17 protein-coding genes are annotated in these 18144 nt (G+C 65.9%); 11 read left to right on the top strand and 6 right to left on the bottom strand.

Annotation, left to right across the window (positions count from 1 at the left end; all coding sequences use genetic code 11):
* Positions 1-82 precede the first annotated feature (82 nt).
* From choW to EN846_RS07140, 3 genes are all read left to right on the top strand, one after another.
* Entirely contained in the window at positions 83-937 is an 855-nt protein-coding gene (choW, locus tag EN846_RS07150) for a choline ABC transporter permease subunit (RefSeq protein ID WP_127392669.1), read from the top strand.
* Entirely contained in the window at positions 934-2115 is a 1182-nt protein-coding gene (gene choV / locus EN846_RS07145) for a choline ABC transporter ATP-binding protein (RefSeq protein WP_127286315.1), read from the top strand. Before choW ends, choV begins: the two co-directional genes overlap by 4 nt.
* Positions 2116-2245: 130 nt before the next feature.
* Positions 2246-3283, top strand: coding sequence for an MBL fold metallo-hydrolase (locus tag EN846_RS07140; protein WP_127286314.1), 1038 nt, complete (start codon positions 2246-2248; stop codon positions 3281-3283).
* A 36-nt stretch (positions 3284-3319) separates the two neighbouring features.
* Here the strand turns inward: EN846_RS07140 and EN846_RS07135 are convergent, their stop codons facing one another.
* Positions 3320-5392 carry a transcriptional regulator gene (locus tag EN846_RS07135; RefSeq protein WP_245493353.1) on the bottom strand — a complete coding sequence of 691 codons (2073 nt, stop codon included), beginning with the start codon at positions 5390-5392 and terminating at the stop codon, positions 3320-3322.
* Between the two features lie 169 nt (positions 5393-5561).
* Here EN846_RS07135 and EN846_RS07130 point away from each other — a divergent pair, with 169 nt between their 5' ends.
* From EN846_RS07130 to EN846_RS07120, 3 genes are all read left to right on the top strand, one after another.
* Positions 5562-6647, top strand: a complete 1086-nt coding sequence (locus EN846_RS07130; protein WP_128346308.1) for a pyridoxal-phosphate dependent enzyme — start codon at positions 5562-5564, stop codon at positions 6645-6647.
* A gap of 61 nt (positions 6648-6708) precedes the next feature.
* Positions 6709-8217, top strand: a complete 1509-nt coding sequence (locus EN846_RS07125) for an aspartate aminotransferase family protein (protein WP_127393126.1) — start codon at positions 6709-6711, stop codon at positions 8215-8217.
* Positions 8208-9026, top strand: coding sequence for an alpha/beta hydrolase (locus EN846_RS07120; protein ID WP_127393127.1), 819 nt, complete (start codon positions 8208-8210; stop codon positions 9024-9026). The genes EN846_RS07125 and EN846_RS07120 overlap by 10 nt, the downstream gene beginning before the upstream one ends.
* A gap of 34 nt (positions 9027-9060) precedes the next feature.
* On the opposite strand, the gene EN846_RS07115 is transcribed toward EN846_RS07120, so the two are convergent.
* A complete protein-coding gene (locus tag EN846_RS07115; RefSeq protein ID WP_245493354.1) occupies positions 9061-11025 on the bottom strand; it encodes a BTAD domain-containing putative transcriptional regulator in 1965 nt (654 codons plus the stop codon).
* Positions 11026-11250: 225 nt separating this feature from the next.
* Between EN846_RS07115 and EN846_RS07110 the strand changes: the two genes are divergently transcribed.
* On the top strand, positions 11251-11487 hold the full coding sequence (locus EN846_RS07110; protein ID WP_127285662.1) for a hypothetical protein: 237 nt from the start codon (positions 11251-11253) through the stop codon (positions 11485-11487).
* 43 nt (positions 11488-11530) lie between these two features.
* Here the strand turns inward: EN846_RS07110 and EN846_RS07105 are convergent, their stop codons facing one another.
* The 3 genes from EN846_RS07105 to EN846_RS07095 form a co-directional block, all read right to left on the bottom strand.
* Entirely contained in the window at positions 11531-11911 is a 381-nt protein-coding gene (locus EN846_RS07105; protein ID WP_127285663.1) for a YciI family protein, read from the bottom strand.
* A gap of 95 nt (positions 11912-12006) precedes the next feature.
* Positions 12007-13416: an ATP-binding protein gene (locus EN846_RS07100; protein WP_127393697.1), complete on the bottom strand. Its 1410-nt coding sequence runs from the start codon at positions 13414-13416 to the stop codon at positions 12007-12009.
* Entirely contained in the window at positions 13413-14129 is a 717-nt protein-coding gene (locus EN846_RS07095; RefSeq protein WP_127393696.1) for a response regulator transcription factor, read from the bottom strand. The genes EN846_RS07100 and EN846_RS07095 overlap by 4 nt, the downstream gene beginning before the upstream one ends.
* A gap of 236 nt (positions 14130-14365) precedes the next feature.
* On the opposite strand from EN846_RS07095, the gene EN846_RS07090 reads away from it, so the two are divergent.
* The 4 genes from EN846_RS07090 to clpS all read left to right on the top strand — a co-directional run bounded on the left by EN846_RS07090 (position 14366) and on the right by clpS (position 15863).
* Complete coding sequence (locus tag EN846_RS07090) at positions 14366-14668, top strand: hypothetical protein (RefSeq protein WP_127285666.1); 303 nt, start codon at positions 14366-14368, stop codon at positions 14666-14668.
* A gap of 40 nt (positions 14669-14708) precedes the next feature.
* Positions 14709-14954: a hypothetical protein gene (locus tag EN846_RS07085; protein WP_127285667.1), complete on the top strand. Its 246-nt coding sequence runs from the start codon at positions 14709-14711 to the stop codon at positions 14952-14954.
* Positions 14955-15128: 174 nt separating this feature from the next.
* Positions 15129-15443 (top strand): hypothetical protein, encoded by a 315-nt coding sequence (locus EN846_RS07080; protein ID WP_127393695.1) that lies wholly within the window; start codon positions 15129-15131, stop codon positions 15441-15443.
* 114 nt (positions 15444-15557) lie between these two features.
* Positions 15558-15863 carry an ATP-dependent Clp protease adapter ClpS gene (clpS, locus tag EN846_RS07075; RefSeq protein WP_127285669.1) on the top strand — a complete coding sequence of 102 codons (306 nt, stop codon included), beginning with the start codon at positions 15558-15560 and terminating at the stop codon, positions 15861-15863.
* 192 nt (positions 15864-16055) lie between these two features.
* Here clpS and EN846_RS07070 read toward each other — a convergent pair whose 3' ends face one another.
* A complete protein-coding gene (locus EN846_RS07070; protein ID WP_128346310.1) occupies positions 16056-18143 on the bottom strand; it encodes a hypothetical protein in 2088 nt (695 codons plus the stop codon).
* Position 18144: the final 1 nt, after the last annotated feature.

Here is an 18144-nt window from a genome sequence, read left to right as displayed (position 1 = left end):
CACCATGGAAAAGGCTGCCCTTTTTCATATCCTGTGACAAGATGACTGTCCGGCAAGGACGGCGCAGCCAGAGAGGGGCAAGATGGATCCGATTTCGAAATTCCTGGTCGCCTACAAGATCCCCATAGGACCGTGGGGGAAGGCCTTCTTCGGCTTTCTCACCGACAATTTCGACACCATCTTCAGGGCCTTCTCCAACGGCCTCAATTTCCTGCTCGACGGTCTGGTCGACATCTTGCTGGTGGTGCCTCCGGTGCTGCTGGCACTGGTCATCGCCGTCATCGCCTGGTTCCTGCAGCGCTCGCGGCCGCTGGCCATCGCCGTCTTCATCGGCCTCATCTTCATCATCAACCAGAACCTGTGGAAGCAGACGGTGCAGACGCTGGTGCTGGTGGTTGCGGCCGCCGCCATGGCGATGGCCATCGGCGTGCCGCTCGGCATCTGGGCGGCGCACAAGCCGAAGGTCTATCGCATCATGCTGCCGGTGCTGGACCTGATGCAGACGCTGCCGACCTTCGTTTACCTGATCCCGGTGCTGACCCTGTTCGGCCTCGGCAATGCGCCTGGCCTCATCGTCACAATCATCTTCGTCATCCCGACCGCGGTGCGGCTCACCCATCTCGGCGTCGTCTCGGTGCCAAAGGCGATCATCGAGGCCGGCGAGGCGTTCGGCGCCACCAAGAGCCAGCTTCTGTGGAAGGTCGAGCTGCCCTCGGCGCTGCCCACCATCATGGCGGGACTGACGCAGTCGATCATGCTGTCGCTGTCGATGGTGGTGTTCGCCGCGCTGATCGGCGCCGGCGGCCTCGGCACGGAAATCAACCGCGCGCTCGGCTCGCGCCGCATCGATCTCGGGCTTGAAGCCGGCCTCGCCATCGTCGTGCTGGCCATCGTGCTCGACCGGATGACGCGTATCGGCGTTGGAGGCAAGAAATGACCGTCGCCGTTGATTTCAAGGATGTCGATATCGTCTTCGGCGCCGATCAGGCCGGTTCGTTGGCGTTGATCGACAGCGGCGCGAGCCGCGCGGAGATCCTCGAGAAGACCGGCAACGTGCTGGGCTGCGCAGGCGCCAGCCTGACCGTGCACGAGGGCGAGATTTCCGTGCTGATGGGCCTGTCGGGCTCCGGCAAGTCGACCCTGCTCAGAGCCGTCAACCGGCTCAACGTGGTCTCGCGCGGCCAGGTCCTGGTCAAGGACGGCGACCGCACGGTCGATGTCGTCACCTGCGACGAGGCGACGCTCAGGCGCCTGCGCCAGAAGCAAGTGGCGATGGTGTTCCAGCAATTCGGTCTCTTGCCCTGGCGCACGGTGGAAGAGAATGTCGGCTTCGGCCTCGAGCTTGCCGGCGTGCCGGAAGCCGAACGCAAGGCGCGCGTGAAGAAGCAGCTCGAGCTCGTCCATCTCGACCAGTGGTCGAAGAAATACGCGCATGAGCTCTCCGGCGGCATGCAGCAGCGCGTCGGCCTGGCGCGGGCCTTCGCCACCGAGGCGCCGATCCTGTTGATGGACGAGCCGTTCTCGGCGCTCGATCCGCTGATCCGCACCAAGCTGCAGGACGAGTTGCTGCAGCTGCAGGCGGAGCTGAAGAAGACCATCATCTTCGTCAGCCACGACCTCGAGGAGGCGCTGAAGATCGGCAGCCACATCACCATCATGGAAGGCGGGCGCATCGTGCAGACCGGCGCGCCGGAAGACATCGTGCTCAGGCCTGCCAACGACTATGTCCGCGACTTCATCGCCAACGTGAATCCGCTGTCGGTGCTGACCGCCTGGAACGTCATGCGCGACCGCCGCGACCTCGACCACGGCGAGGACGGCTGGGTGTGGCTCGACCGGCGCAAGACGACGCGCTTCAAGATCGACGATCACGGGCTGGTGTCGGCCGCCGAGCGCGACGGCAAGCCTGCGGTGTGGGTCTCCTGTGCCGATGTCGAGCGGCAGCCGGAGGAGACGTCGCAGGTCTTCTGGGCGACACCTGGCACGTCGCTGAAGACGGTGATGCTGGCCATGCACCGCTCGCAAACGGCGCCGGTGGCGCTGTTCGACGAGCAGTCGCGCTTCGTCGGCGCGATCGGCATCCGCGACGTGCTGAGCGCCGTGCTGCGGCGATAGCCGCGGGTACGAGATTGCAGGCGCGACCCAAGGTGCGAGGCCGCACCTTGGTACGGCTGGCAGGCACCGCCACCGTGCCCTAGTATGATCCCTGCGGCGGCGGATCGCGCCGCGGACGGGAGGTGCAGGGATGATTTTCCGACAGCTCTTCGATTCCGTATCGGGGACCTACTCCTACCTGCTGGCCAGTCGCCGGGGCGGCGAGGCGCTGATCATCGATCCGGTGCTGGAGAAGGTCGAGCGCTATCTGCAGCTCGTCAACGAGCTCGACCTCAAGCTGGTCAAGGCGGTGGACACGCATCTGCATGCCGACCACATCACCGGCCTCGGCGCGCTGCGCGACCGGACGCATTGCGTCACGGTGATGGGCGAGCAGACCAAGGCCGACGTGGTGTCGATGCGGCTCGCCGACGGCGACAAGCTGGCCATCGAGGGGCTGGCGCTCGATGTCATCTACACGCCCGGGCATACCGACGATTCCTACAGCTTCATCCTGCCGGACCGGGTGTTCACCGGTGACACGCTGCTCATCCGCGGCACCGGCCGCACCGACTTCCAGAACGGCGATCCGCGCCAGCAGTACGAATCGATCTTCGGCCGCCTGCTCAAGCTTCCCGACGAGACGCTGATCTTCCCGGCGCATGACTACAAGGGCGAGACGGTCTCGACCATCGCAGAGGAGAAAGCCTTCAACCCGCGCCTGCAGGTGAAGTCGGTGGACGAGTATGTCGAGATCATGAACAACCTCAAGCTCGCCAACCCGAAGATGATGGACGTCGCCGTGCCGGCCAACATGAAGGTCGGGCTGCATCAGGACGAGATCGCCGGGCGCGGCTGGTCTGTCACGGCGGACGAGGCGCTGGCGATTGTCGGCAGGCCGGACGTGGCTTTGATCGATCTGCGCGAGAGCGCCGAGCGGGAGCGGCATGGCGTCATCCCGGGCGCCATCCATCTGCCCTATCCCAGGCTGCAGGAGAACATCGCCGCCGGCGGCATGCTCAATGAGTTGGCTCGATCGACCAGCAAGCAGCTTTTGTTCTACTGCGCCTTCGGCGAACGCTCGGCGATGGCGGTGCAGGCGGCACAGGACGTCGGCATCGCCAACGCCCGCCATATCCAGGGCGGCATCGACGCGTGGCGGAAGGCGGGCGGGCCGCTTTTGCGGTAGGCCGTGGCGGCGCCGCGCGGGCCGGATTTCAGAATATCAATTCAGGCCGATGCGCCTGGCGCCGTGCCGGAACATGGCTTCGGCGTCCCGGTCGAAACGGAAGGTGGCGATGAAGTCGTCGGCACGATAGTCCGGCAGGGTCTTGCGGATGGCGGCGGCGAAAGTGCGCGCCTCGTCCTGCCGACCGGCCAGCGCCAGGCAATGCGCGGCGATCGCCAGGATGATGATGTGGGCGTTGGGGCGGGCCGCCGCCTTCAGCGCCCATTCCGAGGCCTCGGCGAACTCTCCAAGGCGGGCATGGGCCATGGCGCGGGCGCCCATCATGCCGAACAGCAGCGGGTCGAAGGGGCTGAGATGGCGCGAATGATCGGACGAGCCGATCGCTGAGCGCGGATCACCCGACTGGGAGTGCACAAAGGACAGCGCGTAGTGGCCGAGCGCGAAATTCGGGCTGAGATCAACGGCCCGTTCCAGCTCGAGCAGCGAGCCGTCGCGCTCGCCGCGCAGCCACAGCGCCCGGCCCATGGCCCAATGCGCCGCCGGATTGTGTTCGTCGACCAGAAGACTTTGTCCGGCGGTTTCGAAGGCAAGCGCAGCTTCGTGGTCGCGGTCGCCCCAGCGCTGGAAGGCGTTCTGCCAGTGGGTGAAGGAGAGGCCGGCATAGGCGCGGGCGAAGGTCGGGTCCTGCTTCAGCGCCATGTCGAAGAACTGGTGGGCCAGCTCGTTTTCGGTCCGGGTGAAGCGGTACATGTGCCAGAGGCCGCGATGGTAGGCCTCCCAGGCGTTGAGCGAATTGGGCGCCTTCAGCATCGCGCGGTTGCGCTCGACAGTGGTGACCTCCGCCGCGATGGAGGACACGATGCTGTTGCCGATATCGTCCAGCACGACAAAGATATCGTCCGGCCGGTGCTCGAACGTCTCGGCCCAGACAATGCGTGCGGTCCGCACTTCGACCAGTTCGACGGCGACGATGACCCTGCCCGACAGGCTGCGGACGGAGCCGGTCGCGACGTAGTCGACATTCAGCCTGCGCCCGGCATCCTCGGGCGAGATGTCCTTCTCCGCCAGCGCGAAAACCGAGCCGCGGGCGATGACGAAGAAATCCCTGAGCTTGGCCAGGCGGGTGATGATGTCATGGGTCAAGCCGTCGGCCAGCCCACCACGAAAATCCGCGGTGCCGGCGCGCTCGACGAACGGCATGACTGCGAGCGAGGCGCGGCGTGTCGCCGATGTCTCGGGCTCGGCCGGAGCGACCGGTGCCTGGGGCACTGCAAACGCCGGCACGGATCGCACGGGTGGCGTCGCGCTGGACTGACGGGATCTTATTTCTTGCCATGCCTCGCGCAGGGGGGCGAAATCCAGCTCCTCCGACTCGAATAGCCGCGCGGCGGCAGCCAGATGCTCCTCGCACGCGCCGATCTGGCCACGCCGCGCATTGTTTTCCAGCAGCGCAAGATGCGCGCGGCTGTCGAAAGGGGCGAGTTCCAGCCATTTGTCGATATAGGCGCCTGCCTCGTCGGATTCGGCCGGAAGCAGCCCGATCAGGTGCTCCAGTATGGCGACATGGCATGACCTGAAACGACGGCGCTGCGCCGTCAGCCAGCTGTTGAAATGCGGGCTGCGGTCGAGTTCCAGCCCGTCGAGGAAATCGCCGGTGAAAAGGTGGGAAAGCGTCCTCAGCCGCTCGAGGCCGAGGCTCTCGATGCCTTCGGCGACCGCGGCAGCGGCTTCCACGGCATCGATGCCAAGTCCGGCAAGACGAAGCGCGACGGTGTCGCCTTCGGTCTCGATCCGGCGCCGGCCCGGCTCGTCGAGCGCGCCGCGCAGCTTGCTGAGGCACCAGCGTAGCTCGCCGCGCGGATCGTTCGGCACATCCCACAAGAGCTCGCACAGGCGGCTGCGTCCGACCGGGTGCGGCGCAAGCGCCAGATAGGCAAGCAATGCACGCAGCTTGCGCGACGCCGGCAGCGCCACTGACATGTCGTCGCGCGAAATAGCCAGCTGTCCGAGCAGCCGCACGGAAAGGCCGGCGGCAGTGCTTTCCAGGCTCGCTCGGGCGGATTCCACGTGCGTTTCCACGCTCGCTCCCACGCTGACCAGTTGCTCCATGTTCTATCACCAAACCCGACAAGGCGCACCGGCAGCGGACATTCCGGCCGGATGCAGCCGTTGCCGAAATGAAGGCACGTCGAGCAACCTAACGCGGCAAGGTCTCGAAACCTCGCCGCCAAGCCCTCCGGTTTGTAACCGGATCGTGAGGACCAAGAGGAGACCAGACATGTTGCAGCAGTTGAAGATCAGAACCACGGCCGGGCGCGGCCGGTTGTTCGACAGCATTCTCGACACGGTCGGCGATACGCCGGTCATCCGCATCAACAATCTCGGCCCGGGCCATGCGACGATCTATGCGAAGGCCGAATTCTTCAATCCGGCCGCATCGGTCAAGGACCGGCTGGCGCTCAACATCATCGAGGAAGGCGAGCGCAGCGGCGCGCTGAAGCCGGGCCAGACCGTGGTCGAGGCGACCAGCGGCAACACCGGCATCGGGCTCGCCATGGTCTGCGCGCAAAAGGGCTACCCGCTGGTGGTGACGATGGCCGACAGCTTTTCCGTCGAACGCCGCAAGCTGATGCGCATGCTGGGCGCCAAGGTGGTGCTGACGCCGCGCGCCCAGAAGGGCTTTGGCATGTACAAGAAGGCGGCCGAGCTGGCCGAGGCCAATGGCTGGTTCCTCGCCCGCCAGTTCGAGACCGAAGCCAACGCCGCCATCCACGAGGCGACCACGGCGCGCGAGATCATCAACGACTTCGCGGGCTCGCGGCTCGACTATCTGGTGACCGGCTACGGCACCGGCGGCACGGTGACCGGCGTCGGCCGGGTGCTCCGCCGGGAGCGGCCGGATGTCAAAATAGTGCTCGCCGAGCCTGCCAACGCCCAGCTGGTCGGCAGCGGCAAGGCGCAGCAGCGCGGCGCCGGCGGGGCGCCGGATGCCAGCCATCCGGCCTTTGAGCCGCATCCGATCCAGGGCTGGACGCCGGACTTCATCCCGAATGTGCTGCAGGAAGCGATCGACAAGCGCTTCTATGACCAGGTGGTGCCGATCCCCGGTCCGGAAGGCATCAAATGGGCGAAGGCGCTGGCGCAGCAGGAGGGCATCTTCACCGGCATTTCCGGAGGCGCCACCTTTGCCGTGGCGCGCCAGATCGCGGGCACTGCTGCCGCCGGCTCGGTGATCCTGTGCATGCTGCCCGACACCGGCGAGCGCTATATGTCGACGCCGCTGTTCGACGGCATCGAGACCGAGATGGATGCCGAGGAGATGGCGCTCTCGCGTTCGACGCCAAGCTGCCAGTTCGACGCCTGACGACAGACTCGTGGCGCCGCCGCCCTCGATGGCGGCGCCACAAGATGTGAGAGAGGGGCAAATGGACAGTTTGGGGGAAGCGTCAACAAGCATGGCCGCGGACGAGACTCTCGATCCGCCGGACTGGGCCGATGTGAAGGCCCTTTCGCACCGCATCATGGACGATGCCATGGGCTATCTGCGTGATGTCCGCGAGCGCCCGGTATGGCAGGAGATGCCGGCCGAGGTGCGGACCTTCTTCACGGCGCCCTTGCCGCGCACGCCATCGCCGCTTGCCGACGTCTATGGCGATGTCGCCCGCAACGTCATGGCCTATCCGATGGGCAACATCCATCCGCGGTTCTGGGCCTGGTACATGGGGTCCAGCAACTTCACCGGCGCGCTCGGCGATTTCCTGGCGGCGATCCAGGGCTCCAATCTCGGCGGCGGCAACCATGCCGCCGGGCTGATGGACAGCCAGGTGGTCGACTGGTGCAAGGAGATGGTGGGCTTTCCGGCCTCGGCCAGCGGCACGCTTGTCAGCGGCGGCTCGATGGCCAACATCATCGGGCTCACCGTGGCGCGCAACATCAAGGCCGGCATCGACGTGCGCGAGCATGGCGTTGCCGCCATTCCGATGCCGCTGCGCTTCTACGCCTCGGACCAGGTCCATTCCTGCCATCGCAAGGCGATGGAAGCACTCGGCCTCGGCAATCACGCGCTGCGCCGCATCCCGACGGATGCCGGGCTGCGCATCGATCTCGCGGCGCTGCGTGCGGCGATATCCGAGGATCGCGCCGCCGGCTTCAAGCCGGCCTGCGTCATCGGCACGGCCGGCACCGTCAACACCGGCGCGATCGACGATCTGCGGGCGTTGGCGGTGCTGGCGGCGGAAGAGGACCTCTGGTTCCATGTCGATGGCTGCATCGGCGCTTTGATCGCGATCGCGCCGGGGAACGCATCGCTGGTCGCCGGGATCGAGCAGGCGCATTCGATCGCGCTCGATCCGCACAAATGGCTGCATGCGCCATTCGAGGCCGGTTGCGCGCTGGTTCGCGATGCCGTGGCGCACCGCGGCACTTTCGCGGTCACGCCGGAATATCTGGAATCGGCGCCGCGCGGCCTCGCCTCCGGGCAATGGCTGCATGACTACGGCCTGCAGACGTCACGCGGCTTTCGCGCGCTCAAGGTGTGGATGGCGCTGAAGGAGCATGGCGTCGAGAAGTTCGGCCGCCTGATCGACCAGAACATCGCCCAAGGCCGCTATCTGGCCGGCCTCATCGCGGCCGAGCCGGCGCTCGAACTGACGGCGCCTGTCACCATCAACATCGTCTGTTTCCGCCATCGGGGAGGCGGCCTGTCCGGCGAGCAGCTGAAGGCGCTCAACACCGAGATCATGCTGCGGCTGCAGGAAGAGGGCATCGCCGCCCTCTCCGACACTACGGTGCATGGGCAGCACTGCCTGAGAGTGGCGATCACCAACCACCGGACGCGACGCGAGGACCTCGAACTGCTGGTCGCGGAAACCTTGCGTATCGGCGCGGAACTTGCGGCGCGGATGTCGCCGGCGGGAGAGCAAACATGCCCTTGATAGACTATGTGGAAGAAGGCTCGGGGCCGCCGGTGCTGTTCGTTCCGGGGTCGTTCAGCACCCATGCGGCCTGGCGGCCGATGCAGAAATGGCTTGCGCCCGGCTATCGCATGATCGGCACCAGTCTCTGCGGCTACGGGGCGACGGCGGAGACCCGCAGGCGCGATGATTTCGGCATGCGGCACGAGCTTCGCATCATCGAGCATGCGGCACGCCGCGCCGGCGAACCCGTGCATCTGGTCGGGCATTCCTTCGGCGGTACGGTCGCCCTTGCCGCTGCCCTGGCAAACTCCGTCGAGGTGGCGAGCCTGACGCTGTTCGAGGCAAATCCGCTGGCCCTCCTTGCTCGGCCGCCGAGGCGGAATATCCATCAAGAAGTTCTGGAACTCAGCCGCGAATTTAGCGCCGCCGTCGATGCCGGCGAAGCCGATGCGGCGGCCATGATCATCGACTTCTGGGGCAGTCCGGGAACATTTGCGGCGATGCCCGAGGCCGTCCGCGACTACTGCCGCAAGACTGCGGCGACCAATGCGATCGACTGGCTGACGGACTTCGGGTTCGAGGCTGGGGTCGAGGACTACCGCCGCCCGGACATTCCGGTTCTCCTCGTCAGGGGCGAGTTCGCCAATCCGGCGATGGTGGCCATGACCGACGTGCTGGCACGGGCTTTGCCGAATGCGCGTCGCGCGGTCGTCGACGGCGCCGGCCACTTCCTCATTGCGACCCATGCGCAAAAATGCGCCGCGCTGCTGACGCGATTCCTGACGGTTGCGGACGCGGCGCTGCCGGAGCTCGCGATGGTGGTTTAGCGGCTGAGGCAGGTCGCCGGATTGAAAGGAGCACTCATTCGGGCAAGCCGGCCAGCCGCAGCGCTTCGACATATCTGGCGAAATAGTCCGGCTTGATCAGCCCCACCCTGTATTTGAGGTTGGAAAGCGTCAGTTCGGGATCGAGCCGCAGCGAGCGCGCGATATGCTTGCTCGCGGCATCCAACCTGCCGGCCATTGCATTGCTGGCGGCCGCGACGCGCAGGCCGGTGAGATAGTATGGCTGCGCGCGGGAAGCCGCCTCGGCAATTGGCCACGCATCATCGTGGCGGCCGGCCACGAAATGCGCGAAAGCGGTGAATGACTGCATGAAAAAGGTCAGCGGATCGAGCGGGCTTAGCCGCCTTGCCCGCGACAGGTGCTCGATGGCGATGTCCGGGTCGTCGTGGCAGGCCTTGAGGCAGCCGCTGGCGCTCCAGGCGGCGGCGCAGTTCGGATTCAGCACGAGCGCGCGGTCGGCCAGTGCCGAACCGGCCTCGTAGTCGCCCATGACATAGCCCAGCGCCAGACCACTGAAGGCCAGCGCCACCGCGTCGTCGTGGCCGGCGATGGCGACGTTGCCGACCAGCCGCGAGACCTCGGTGGTCTCCTTCTGCCGGTCTGTCATCCAGCCATTCGCCATCCGCCAGAAATAGCACCAGGCGGCAGCGCCTTGCGCGGCGGCAAAATCGGGGTCGAGCTGGATAGCCTTGTAGAACTGCGGCAGTGCCTCTTCCAGCCCCTCCCTCGTCCAGCGGTAAAGGCTCGCCATGCCGCGCAGATAGTGGTCGTAGGCGTCGAGACTCTCGGTGGGCTTGCGTTTGGCGCGCGCTATCTCGGCCTGCTCGAGCCTGGGCGAAATCGCGCCGATGACGCTGGATGCGACGAGGTCCTGCAGTTCGAACACCTCCGCGATGTCGCCTTCGAAGCGATCAGCCCAGAGAGTCACCCCCGCCGTCGCTTCGATGAGCTGGCCCGCCACGCGCAGCCGGCTGCCGGCCCTGCGGACGCTGCCCTCCAGCACGTAGCGCACACCGAGTTCCCGTGCCACGCGCGTGACGTCGACCGCCTGGCCCTTGTAGGCAAAGGCGGAATTCCGCGCGATCACGAACAGCCAGTTCACATGCGACAGCGCCGTCGTGATCTCCTCGACGACGCCGTCGGTGAAATATTCCTGCTCGGCGTCGCCGCTCATATTCTGGAACGGCAGAACAGCAATCGACGGCTTTTCCGGCACTGAAACGGCAGGGCGCGGCGGCTCCGCCTTCGCTTCCGGGCGGGACGGTTCGACCTCAGGCGGTCCGCCCTCGGCCATCGGTTCCGTCAGATGCCCCGGCGCTTCGATGCGTTCGAGCAGTGCCCGCGTCGCCTCTTCGGGCTCGACTCCGAGCTCGCGCTTCAGGGCTTCCTTGCAGGCCAGGAACTGGCGGAAGGCATCGTTGGTCTTGCCGCGGCTTCGGAAGATCCGGATCAGGGCGCGGTGGGCCTGCTCGGCGCATGGGTCGAGAGCCACCAGCCGCTCGGCCAGTCTTTCACACGCCTGTTCCTGGTGCGAACCCAATTCCGGCAAGAGGCTCAGTCGCTCGACCAGGTCCAGCGCCTTGCGAGTGTAGGTCGCCCGAAACGGCGCAAGCCATTCGTCGATCTCGTGTGGGAATGCCAGCCCGTCGAGCAGGTCGCCCCGGTAGAAGTCGGCCGCTGCCGCGAGGCTTGCACCATCATCGGCCTGGCACTTCTGGTCAAAAATCCAGATGTCGGCTTCATCGGCATTCGCCGCCAGCCAGATGGTGTCGGCATTGCCTTCGATGCGAATGGTCTCGTCGCCTGTGGACGGAAACAGCCGCCTGATGTCGACCAGGGCCTGGCGCAGGCTGTTTCGCGCCTGCTGCTCGCCGCTGCCAGCCCACAGCATCGCCGCCACCCTCTCGCGGCGAAGGCCCTTGGGGCCAGCCAAAACGAGCGCGGCAAAGAGCAACGCCGTCTTGCGCGTCGCGAAATGCAAAGGTTGCCCGCCTGCGGAGGCAACCTCGATGTCGCCAAGCAATCGGATATGCACCCCGACCCCCGAGAAACAGCCTCAGATAGAATATCACGTCCCGTCGCCGACTTAACGACGATTTAACGCTGCTGTTCGCGGTTTTTCCCCGCGTTTTCACGCCTGCATGAACATCGGCAAAGCGCGCCGGTGGGACATTGCCCTCGTGAGTTCGAAAGAGGGAGAATTGCAATGACCTACATCAGCCTCAGCAGCTTCCGGCCGACCTCCCGTTTTGCCGGCACTCTCGCTGCCCATGTCGCGACCGCCTTCGCCGGGCTTCGGCGCTGGTATCAGGATGCCATGCAGCGCAGGGCTCTGGCCGGACTGTCGATATCTGACCTGAAGGACTTCGGCTATCCCGTCGATGAAGCTCCCGCCGATGTCGCGGCCCGCGGCCGCATCGCCGGGCGCAGTCCTCTGCGGTGATCCTTGCCGACGCGCACTGCCTGAATTGCCCTGCAGGCGCTTCTCATCCCTTGCCGGCAGCCAGCGGCGCGCCGGGCAGGTAAAGCATGATCGGCCGGATTTCGTAGACCGCGCTCGGATTGACGCGCTTGAGGTCGCGCGCCGTGGCAATCGCCTCGTCCTGGTCGGCGCAGTCGAGGACATAGAGGCCCAGCAACTGTTCCTTGGTCTCGGCAAAGGGTCCGTCGATCACCATGCCGTCGCCTGGGCCGCGCAGCGTGACGGCTTTCGCCGTCTCGCCCAGCCTCGCCGCCGGCCCAAGCTTGCCTGCGCGGGTCAGCCTGTCGTTGACCTCGAGCAGGTCGACCATCAGCGCGGCATCCTCCTCGGGCGTCCAGGACTGGACGGTTTGTTCGACGTGGTAGGCCAGGATGGCGTAGAACATGGGTGCGATTTTCCTCAAGCCGGAGCGGGCCGCACTATCCCAAGGATGGCATGGCTGATCCAGTCCCCACGGCAAGCGGCCCTCCGCCTCCTGACTCAAGCTGCCAGCGGCAGGCGCAGCTCCGTCAGCAGGCCGCCGCCAGGGTTGTTGGAGAGGCTGATTTCGCCGCCGGCGGCGCGCGCGATGTTGCGGGCAATGGTCAGGCCAAGGCCAAGGCCGCCGGTCTGGCGGTTGCGCGACTGCTCGATGCGGACGAACGAGCCGAACACCGCGTCGAGCTGGGCCTGGGGGATGCCCGGACCTTCGTCGCGGATCGCCAGCGTGACCGTGTGTTCTGACCGCTCCAGGCTGAGATGCGCCTTCTTGCCATAGGTCACGGCGTTTTGGACAAGGTTGGTGACGCAGCGTTTCAGCGCCACCGGCCGGGCGATGCAGATCAGGCCGCGCGGCCGGGTGCCGTCATGGTCGAACGAAACCTCCTCGAAACCGTCGGCGATCGATTCCACCAGCGACCAGAAATCGATGCGTTCGGCCTTTTCCTCGGTCACCTCGAACTTGGCGAAGTCGATGACGGAGCTGGCGATGCTCTCGATGTCGGCGAGGTCATGGGCGAGCGCTTCGCGCGCCGGCGATTTGCGCAGCAATTCCAGGCGCAGCCGCATCCTGGTCAGCGGCGTGCGCAGATCGTGGGCAAGGGCCGCCGCAAGGTGCTCGCGGTCCTCGACATAGGCGCGCAGCCTGACCTGCATGGCATTGACCGCCTTGGCGGCGGCGCGGATCTCGCGGCTGCCGGTCTCGGCGATCGGCGGGAACTTCAGGTCGTTGCCGATCCGGTTCACGGCGGTTTCCATCATCCGGTAGGGCGCGGTCAGCCGGCGCAACGACCAGATCGACATCACCACCACCAGCCCGGCGATCAGCGAATAAAGCGGCAGGCTGTCGAAACTCAGGATCGGCCCCACCGGGGTGATCGGCTCGGTGAAGTTCAGCCATTGGCCATCGGCAAAGCGCAGCGAGGCCGTCAGCTTGTCGCTCTGGGCGAAATCCGCCGCCAGCACCAGGAGGTCGCGCTCGACCTGGCCGACATCCTTGTTGGGAATGACGCCGCCGGGAGCATCGGCCTCCTGCGTTGCAGGATCGCGCCGCACGCGCGCGTCGGTGATGCCGAATTTCGACAGACGGCCAACGAGGATGTCCTCCAGTTCGGCAAGCTCGTCGTCGCCGGCAATCGAGGAGGAGACGGCGGGCGTATCGGAAACGGTCAGCGCATAGGTGGCGTTGAACAGGCCTGACGCCGTCGCCTTGCGCTCCTCCGGCGTCGCATCATGCATCAGCTGCACCAGCGAGAAGGCGCGGTCGTTCAGCCGGTAGAGATCGACCACGTCGTTGGCGGCGGCGCGGTCGCGCGAGACGATGTAGAGCGTCGCGACCTGGCTGATCAGCAGGCCGGCAATGACGATGAGCAGCACCCAGACGGGCAGGGTCTGCGGCAGGAAGCGTCTCATTCGGTGGTCGTCTCGGGCAAGAACTGGTAGCCGCCGCTGCGCACGGTGAGGATCAGCTTCGGCGTCTTGGGGTCGTCCTCCATCTTGCGCCGCAGCCGGCTGACCAGGATGTCGACGCTGCGGTCGAAACTGTAGCCGGTGTCGCCGCCGGACAGCTCGATCAGCTGGTCGCGGGTCAGCACACGCTGGGCGCTTTTGACGAAGGTCTGCAGGAGGTTGAATTCGGCCATGGTCAGCTCGACCCTGACATCGCCGGCCGCCGTCAGCCGGCGGCGCGAGCAGTCCATCGTCCAGCCGGCGAAATGGTAGATCTGCTTGGCGGCCGGCCGGCGCGGCTCGGCGGCGCCGTTGCGTCTCAGCACGGCGCGGATGCGGGCCAGCAGCTCGCGCGGATCGAAGGGTTTCGGCACATAGTCGTCGGCGCCCATCTCCAGCCCGACGACCCGGTCGGTGGTCTCGGTGACGGCCGTCAGCATGATGATCGGGGTGGTGTAGTTGGCGCGGAGCTCGCGGCAGAGCTCCAGCCCGCTCTTTCCCGGCAGCATCACGTCAAGCACGATGAGGTCGACCTGCGCGCGCCGCAGGATCGCCTCCATCTCGGTGCCGTCGGCGGCAACCGTGGTGCGCAGCCCGCGCTTCTGGAAGAACTCCTGAAGCAGGTCGCGTATGCCCTTGTCGTCGTCGACGATCAGTATGTGTGCGTCGGATTTCACGGGAACCCTGTCATTCTGGTGGCTGTGGTCGTTCTGATATCACCCACACGATAGAATTCCGGCCATATCTTGGCCAGTGGCGACGATGCTTCGCGAGGCTGGATTCACCAGAAACAATCCAGAAACAAAATTCTACAGTCGGGAAAAACTCCTGAAAAATTTCAAGGGCATAACTGGTGTCGTGGCGGTCAGGTCATCGGCTGCGACGCTAGTCTCCGGAGTAACGGACAAGACCAATGCAGAGGTTCACGATCAGCTTGATGGGTGCGTTGCTCAGCATTTCGCTCGTCACGGCAGCGGTCGCGGCCTCCAACGCAAAGGTGACGCCGATCACCCGGGCCGAGCGCTGCAGCGATCTCAACCGCCAGGTTGACGAAGCCCTCGAAACCCACGCCGCGGCAACGCAGGTCACCGCGGCGAAGGCACTTCAGAGAAAGGGAAACCGGTTCTGCGCCAACAAGAAGCAGGCACAGGGAATCCGGATGCTCGCGAACGCTTTGAAGCTGCTTGGAGTGACACCGATCGACCCGGTTCAGTGACGCTCAAACCCCGACCCGCACAAGAAAAGGAAATGAAGCCATGAAAAAGTCCCTCCTCTCCGCCCTCGGCCTCGGCATTGCTCTCGCTTTCTCGATGCCGGCTCTCGGCAATGCGGCCGCGACCACGACCGCTGCTCCGGCTGCTTCGACGACGACCGCTCCGGCGACCGCCGCGCCGGCCAAGGCTGCTCCGAAGAAGGTTGCCGCCAAGAAGGTCTGCAAGGTGACCAAGACGCACAAGTGCCCGGTCAAGAAGGCCAAGAAGGCTCCGGCGAAGAAGTCCTGATCCGCAAGCCTGTTCTTGCAATCGAGGCCGCTTCAGCCGCACATCGGCTGGGGCGGCCTTGGCTCGACTGGTGCCGACCTCCGAACTGAGGCGCCAACCGGGTCACGCTGAAACCGGTCCCACGGCCGGCGATCCTTAACCCGGTCGCAATGCCGATCCTGTAGGACAATCCGCATGAAGAAGCGGTTTTCGTCCCTTATGCGTTCGATGGCGCTTGGCGGCCTGGTCGTCACAGGTCTGGCCAAGATGCTGATCCTTTTGACCGCCAGTCCCGTGCCTGACCCTGCCAGCGGACGGACCGAGCCTTCGCTGTTCGCGCCCAGGATCTCAACCAACTGGGACTACATCACCCCGCTGCAGACCTGGCTGCTGATCGTGCTGATGGCCACGACCCTGATCGCCTTCGCGGCCTGGGCGCTCACGGCCTTGATGGAACGCAGGGCGGACGGGCCGCCCATCGACCGCATCGCCGGCCGCCACGGCCGTTGAACGGCAGACGATAGATCCCACATAGATTCGTGAACGGCCGCGCCGTCGGCGGAAATGGACGGTCGCGGTCGCGCATGACAAAATGTGAGCCTTCCTTGCCGTCGCCGGGTTCCGATGCCTGAAACCGTCACCAAGCCACGCACCAGGACGAAGCCGCAGACCGAGCGGCCGAAACTTTACAAGGTCATCCTGATCAACGACGACTTCACGCCGCGCGAATTCGTGGTGACCGTTCTGAAGGCCGAGTTCAGGCTGAGCGAGGACCAGGCGCAGCGGGTGATGATCACCGCGCACCGGCGCGGCGTCTGCGTCGTCGCCGTCTTCACCAAGGATATCGCAGAAACCAAGGCGACGCGGGCGACGGACGCCGGCAAGGCCAAGGGTTATCCGCTGCTGTTCACCACGGAACCGGAGGAGTAGGGTCGCGACAGCCTTTTTCTCCCCGTCACTATACGGGGAGAAATGTCCGGCAGGACAATGAGGGGCGGCGCTGGCGCTAGAAGAGTTTCCCCTGGATAATCCGTGACGATCGCCAATCACTTCAGTTGGCGCCGCCCCTCATCCGCCCTTCGGGCACCTTCTCCCCGTGAACGGGGCGAAGGGAAGGAGGCGCTACCGGCCTTCGCGGTACCACATCGAGCCCATTGCCAGAAGCAGCAGGCCGAGGCCGAGGAAGCCGCCGAACAGCGGCACGCGCGAGACGGCCTTGAGCAGGCTGTCGTCGGTTGTGCGCAGGCCGATCCAGTCGGCGCCGGATGCCACACCGGAAGAGCGGACCGGAACGACCGAAGGCAGCGTCACGCCGTCGGTGATGCCGCCGAGCGCGGAGGTGGCGGCCAGCCGGCGCACGCTGCCACCGGTCGCCTCGACCGGCGCCTTCAGCCGGTCTTCGGTCGAGATGACATCGGTGAACTCCGGCGCGTTGATCGGGCCGACATGGGCCAGCGCGGTGAGGTCGCCATTGCCGACCTGGTAGAGGCCGATCTCCTTGGTCTCGACGCTGCCGAGGAAGATGCCGGGTTCGGACTTCTCGAGCCTGACGATCAGCGCCTTGCCGGACGGCGTGATGACTTGCGCGGGACCAGGGTCGTCGCTCATCGTCTGGCGGCGGATCTCCAGCACCATGCCGCGTCCGTCGGCAGTCAGCCGCTCCTCCTCGAGCTCCGGCTCCTTCATCAGCCAGTGGGCGATGCGGCGGTAGAGCTGGACATGCGGGCCGCCGCCTTCGAAGCCGCGCGCCCACAGCCAGCCCTGATCGGACAAGAGCATGCCGACGCGGCCTTCGCCCTTGCGGTCGAGCAGGAGCAGCGGCAAATTGTCGGCGCCCTTCATCACCACTTCGCCTTCGGGGTTCTTGACACCGATGGTGCGGAACCAGCGGCTCCAGTGCGGCGGTTCGGTGTTGGAGCCGTCGAGGCCACGCGTCACCGGATGGCGCTGGCCGAGGTCGGTGAGGCGTGGGTAAAAGGCCTTGTCGACGACCTCGCCGCTCGGCATCGCCGGCAGTGCCGACATCAGCGGCGTGCGGGCGATCGAGCTCTCGCCGGCATATTCGGGACCGGCGGCGATCAGCAGCGCGCCGCCCTTTTCGACATATTCGGAGATGTAGTCGTAATAGAGGATCGGCAGCACGTCGCGGTGCTGGTAGCGGTCGAAGATGATCAGGTCGAAATCCTTGATCTTCTCGACGAACAATTCGCGCGTCGGAAAGGCGATCAGCGACAGCTCGTTGATCGGCGTGCCGTCCTGCTTTTCCGGCGGCCGCAAAATGGTGAAGTGGACGAGGTCTACCGAGGCGTCTGACTTCAAAAGGTTGCGCCAGGTGCGCTCGCCCGCATGCGGCTCGCCCGAGACGAGCAGCACGCGCAGATTCTCACGGATGCCGTCGACCAGGGCGATGGCGCGGTTGTTGGCATCGGTCAGCTCGCCCGGCTCGTGATCGATGGCGAGCTCGATGATGTTGCGGCCGGCGTTGGGAACGGTGACCTGCAGCGGCATCGTCTGGCCGATCGTGGCGCGCTCGACCGAGACCTGCTCGCCATTGATCGAGACGCGGACATCGACCTGACCGGCCTGATCGCCGGTGGCGATGACCCGGTAGGTCATATCGAGCGGCTTGCCGACGAGGCCGAAGCGCGGCGCGTTCTCGAACCGGATGCGGCGGTCCTTCTCGTGGTCGTTGCCGGTGATCAGCGCGTGCAGCGGCGCATTGAAATCGGGCGCGCCGGCAGGTGCGTCGTGCACCTCGCCGTCGGTGATCATGATTGCGCCGCCGATGCGCGACGGCGGCACGTCGCGGAAGGCGCCTTCCAGCGCGCTGAACAGCCTGGTGTCGGTGCGTTCCTCGGCGGCATCGGACTTGCCGGCCTCGATGACGCGCACGTCGAACTGCTTGAAGCGGGCAAGCCGCTGCTGCAGCCCGGCGAGCGCTTCGTCGGTCTGCCTGGTACGCTCGCCGATGTCCTGGCTCTGGCTGCGATCGACGACGACGGCGACGACGCTCTTCAACGCGTCGCGCTCCTCGTCGAGGAACACCGGGTTGAGCAGCGCGGCGCCGAGCGCCAGCAAGGCTGTGAAGCGCAGCACCGAGCCGCGCTGGCGGAACCACAGGCCGACCAGCGCCAGCAACGCCAGCGGCGCCAGCACGGCGGCAAGCCAGGGCCAGGACAGAAGCGGTTCGAAGGAGATCGACCAGTTCATC

It is taken from the genome of Mesorhizobium sp. M4B.F.Ca.ET.203.01.1.1, from assembly GCF_004791025.1.
Lineage (GTDB): Bacteria > Pseudomonadota > Alphaproteobacteria > Rhizobiales > Rhizobiaceae > Mesorhizobium > Mesorhizobium abyssinicae.
This window is presented reverse-complemented; position numbering and strand designations above follow the sequence as displayed.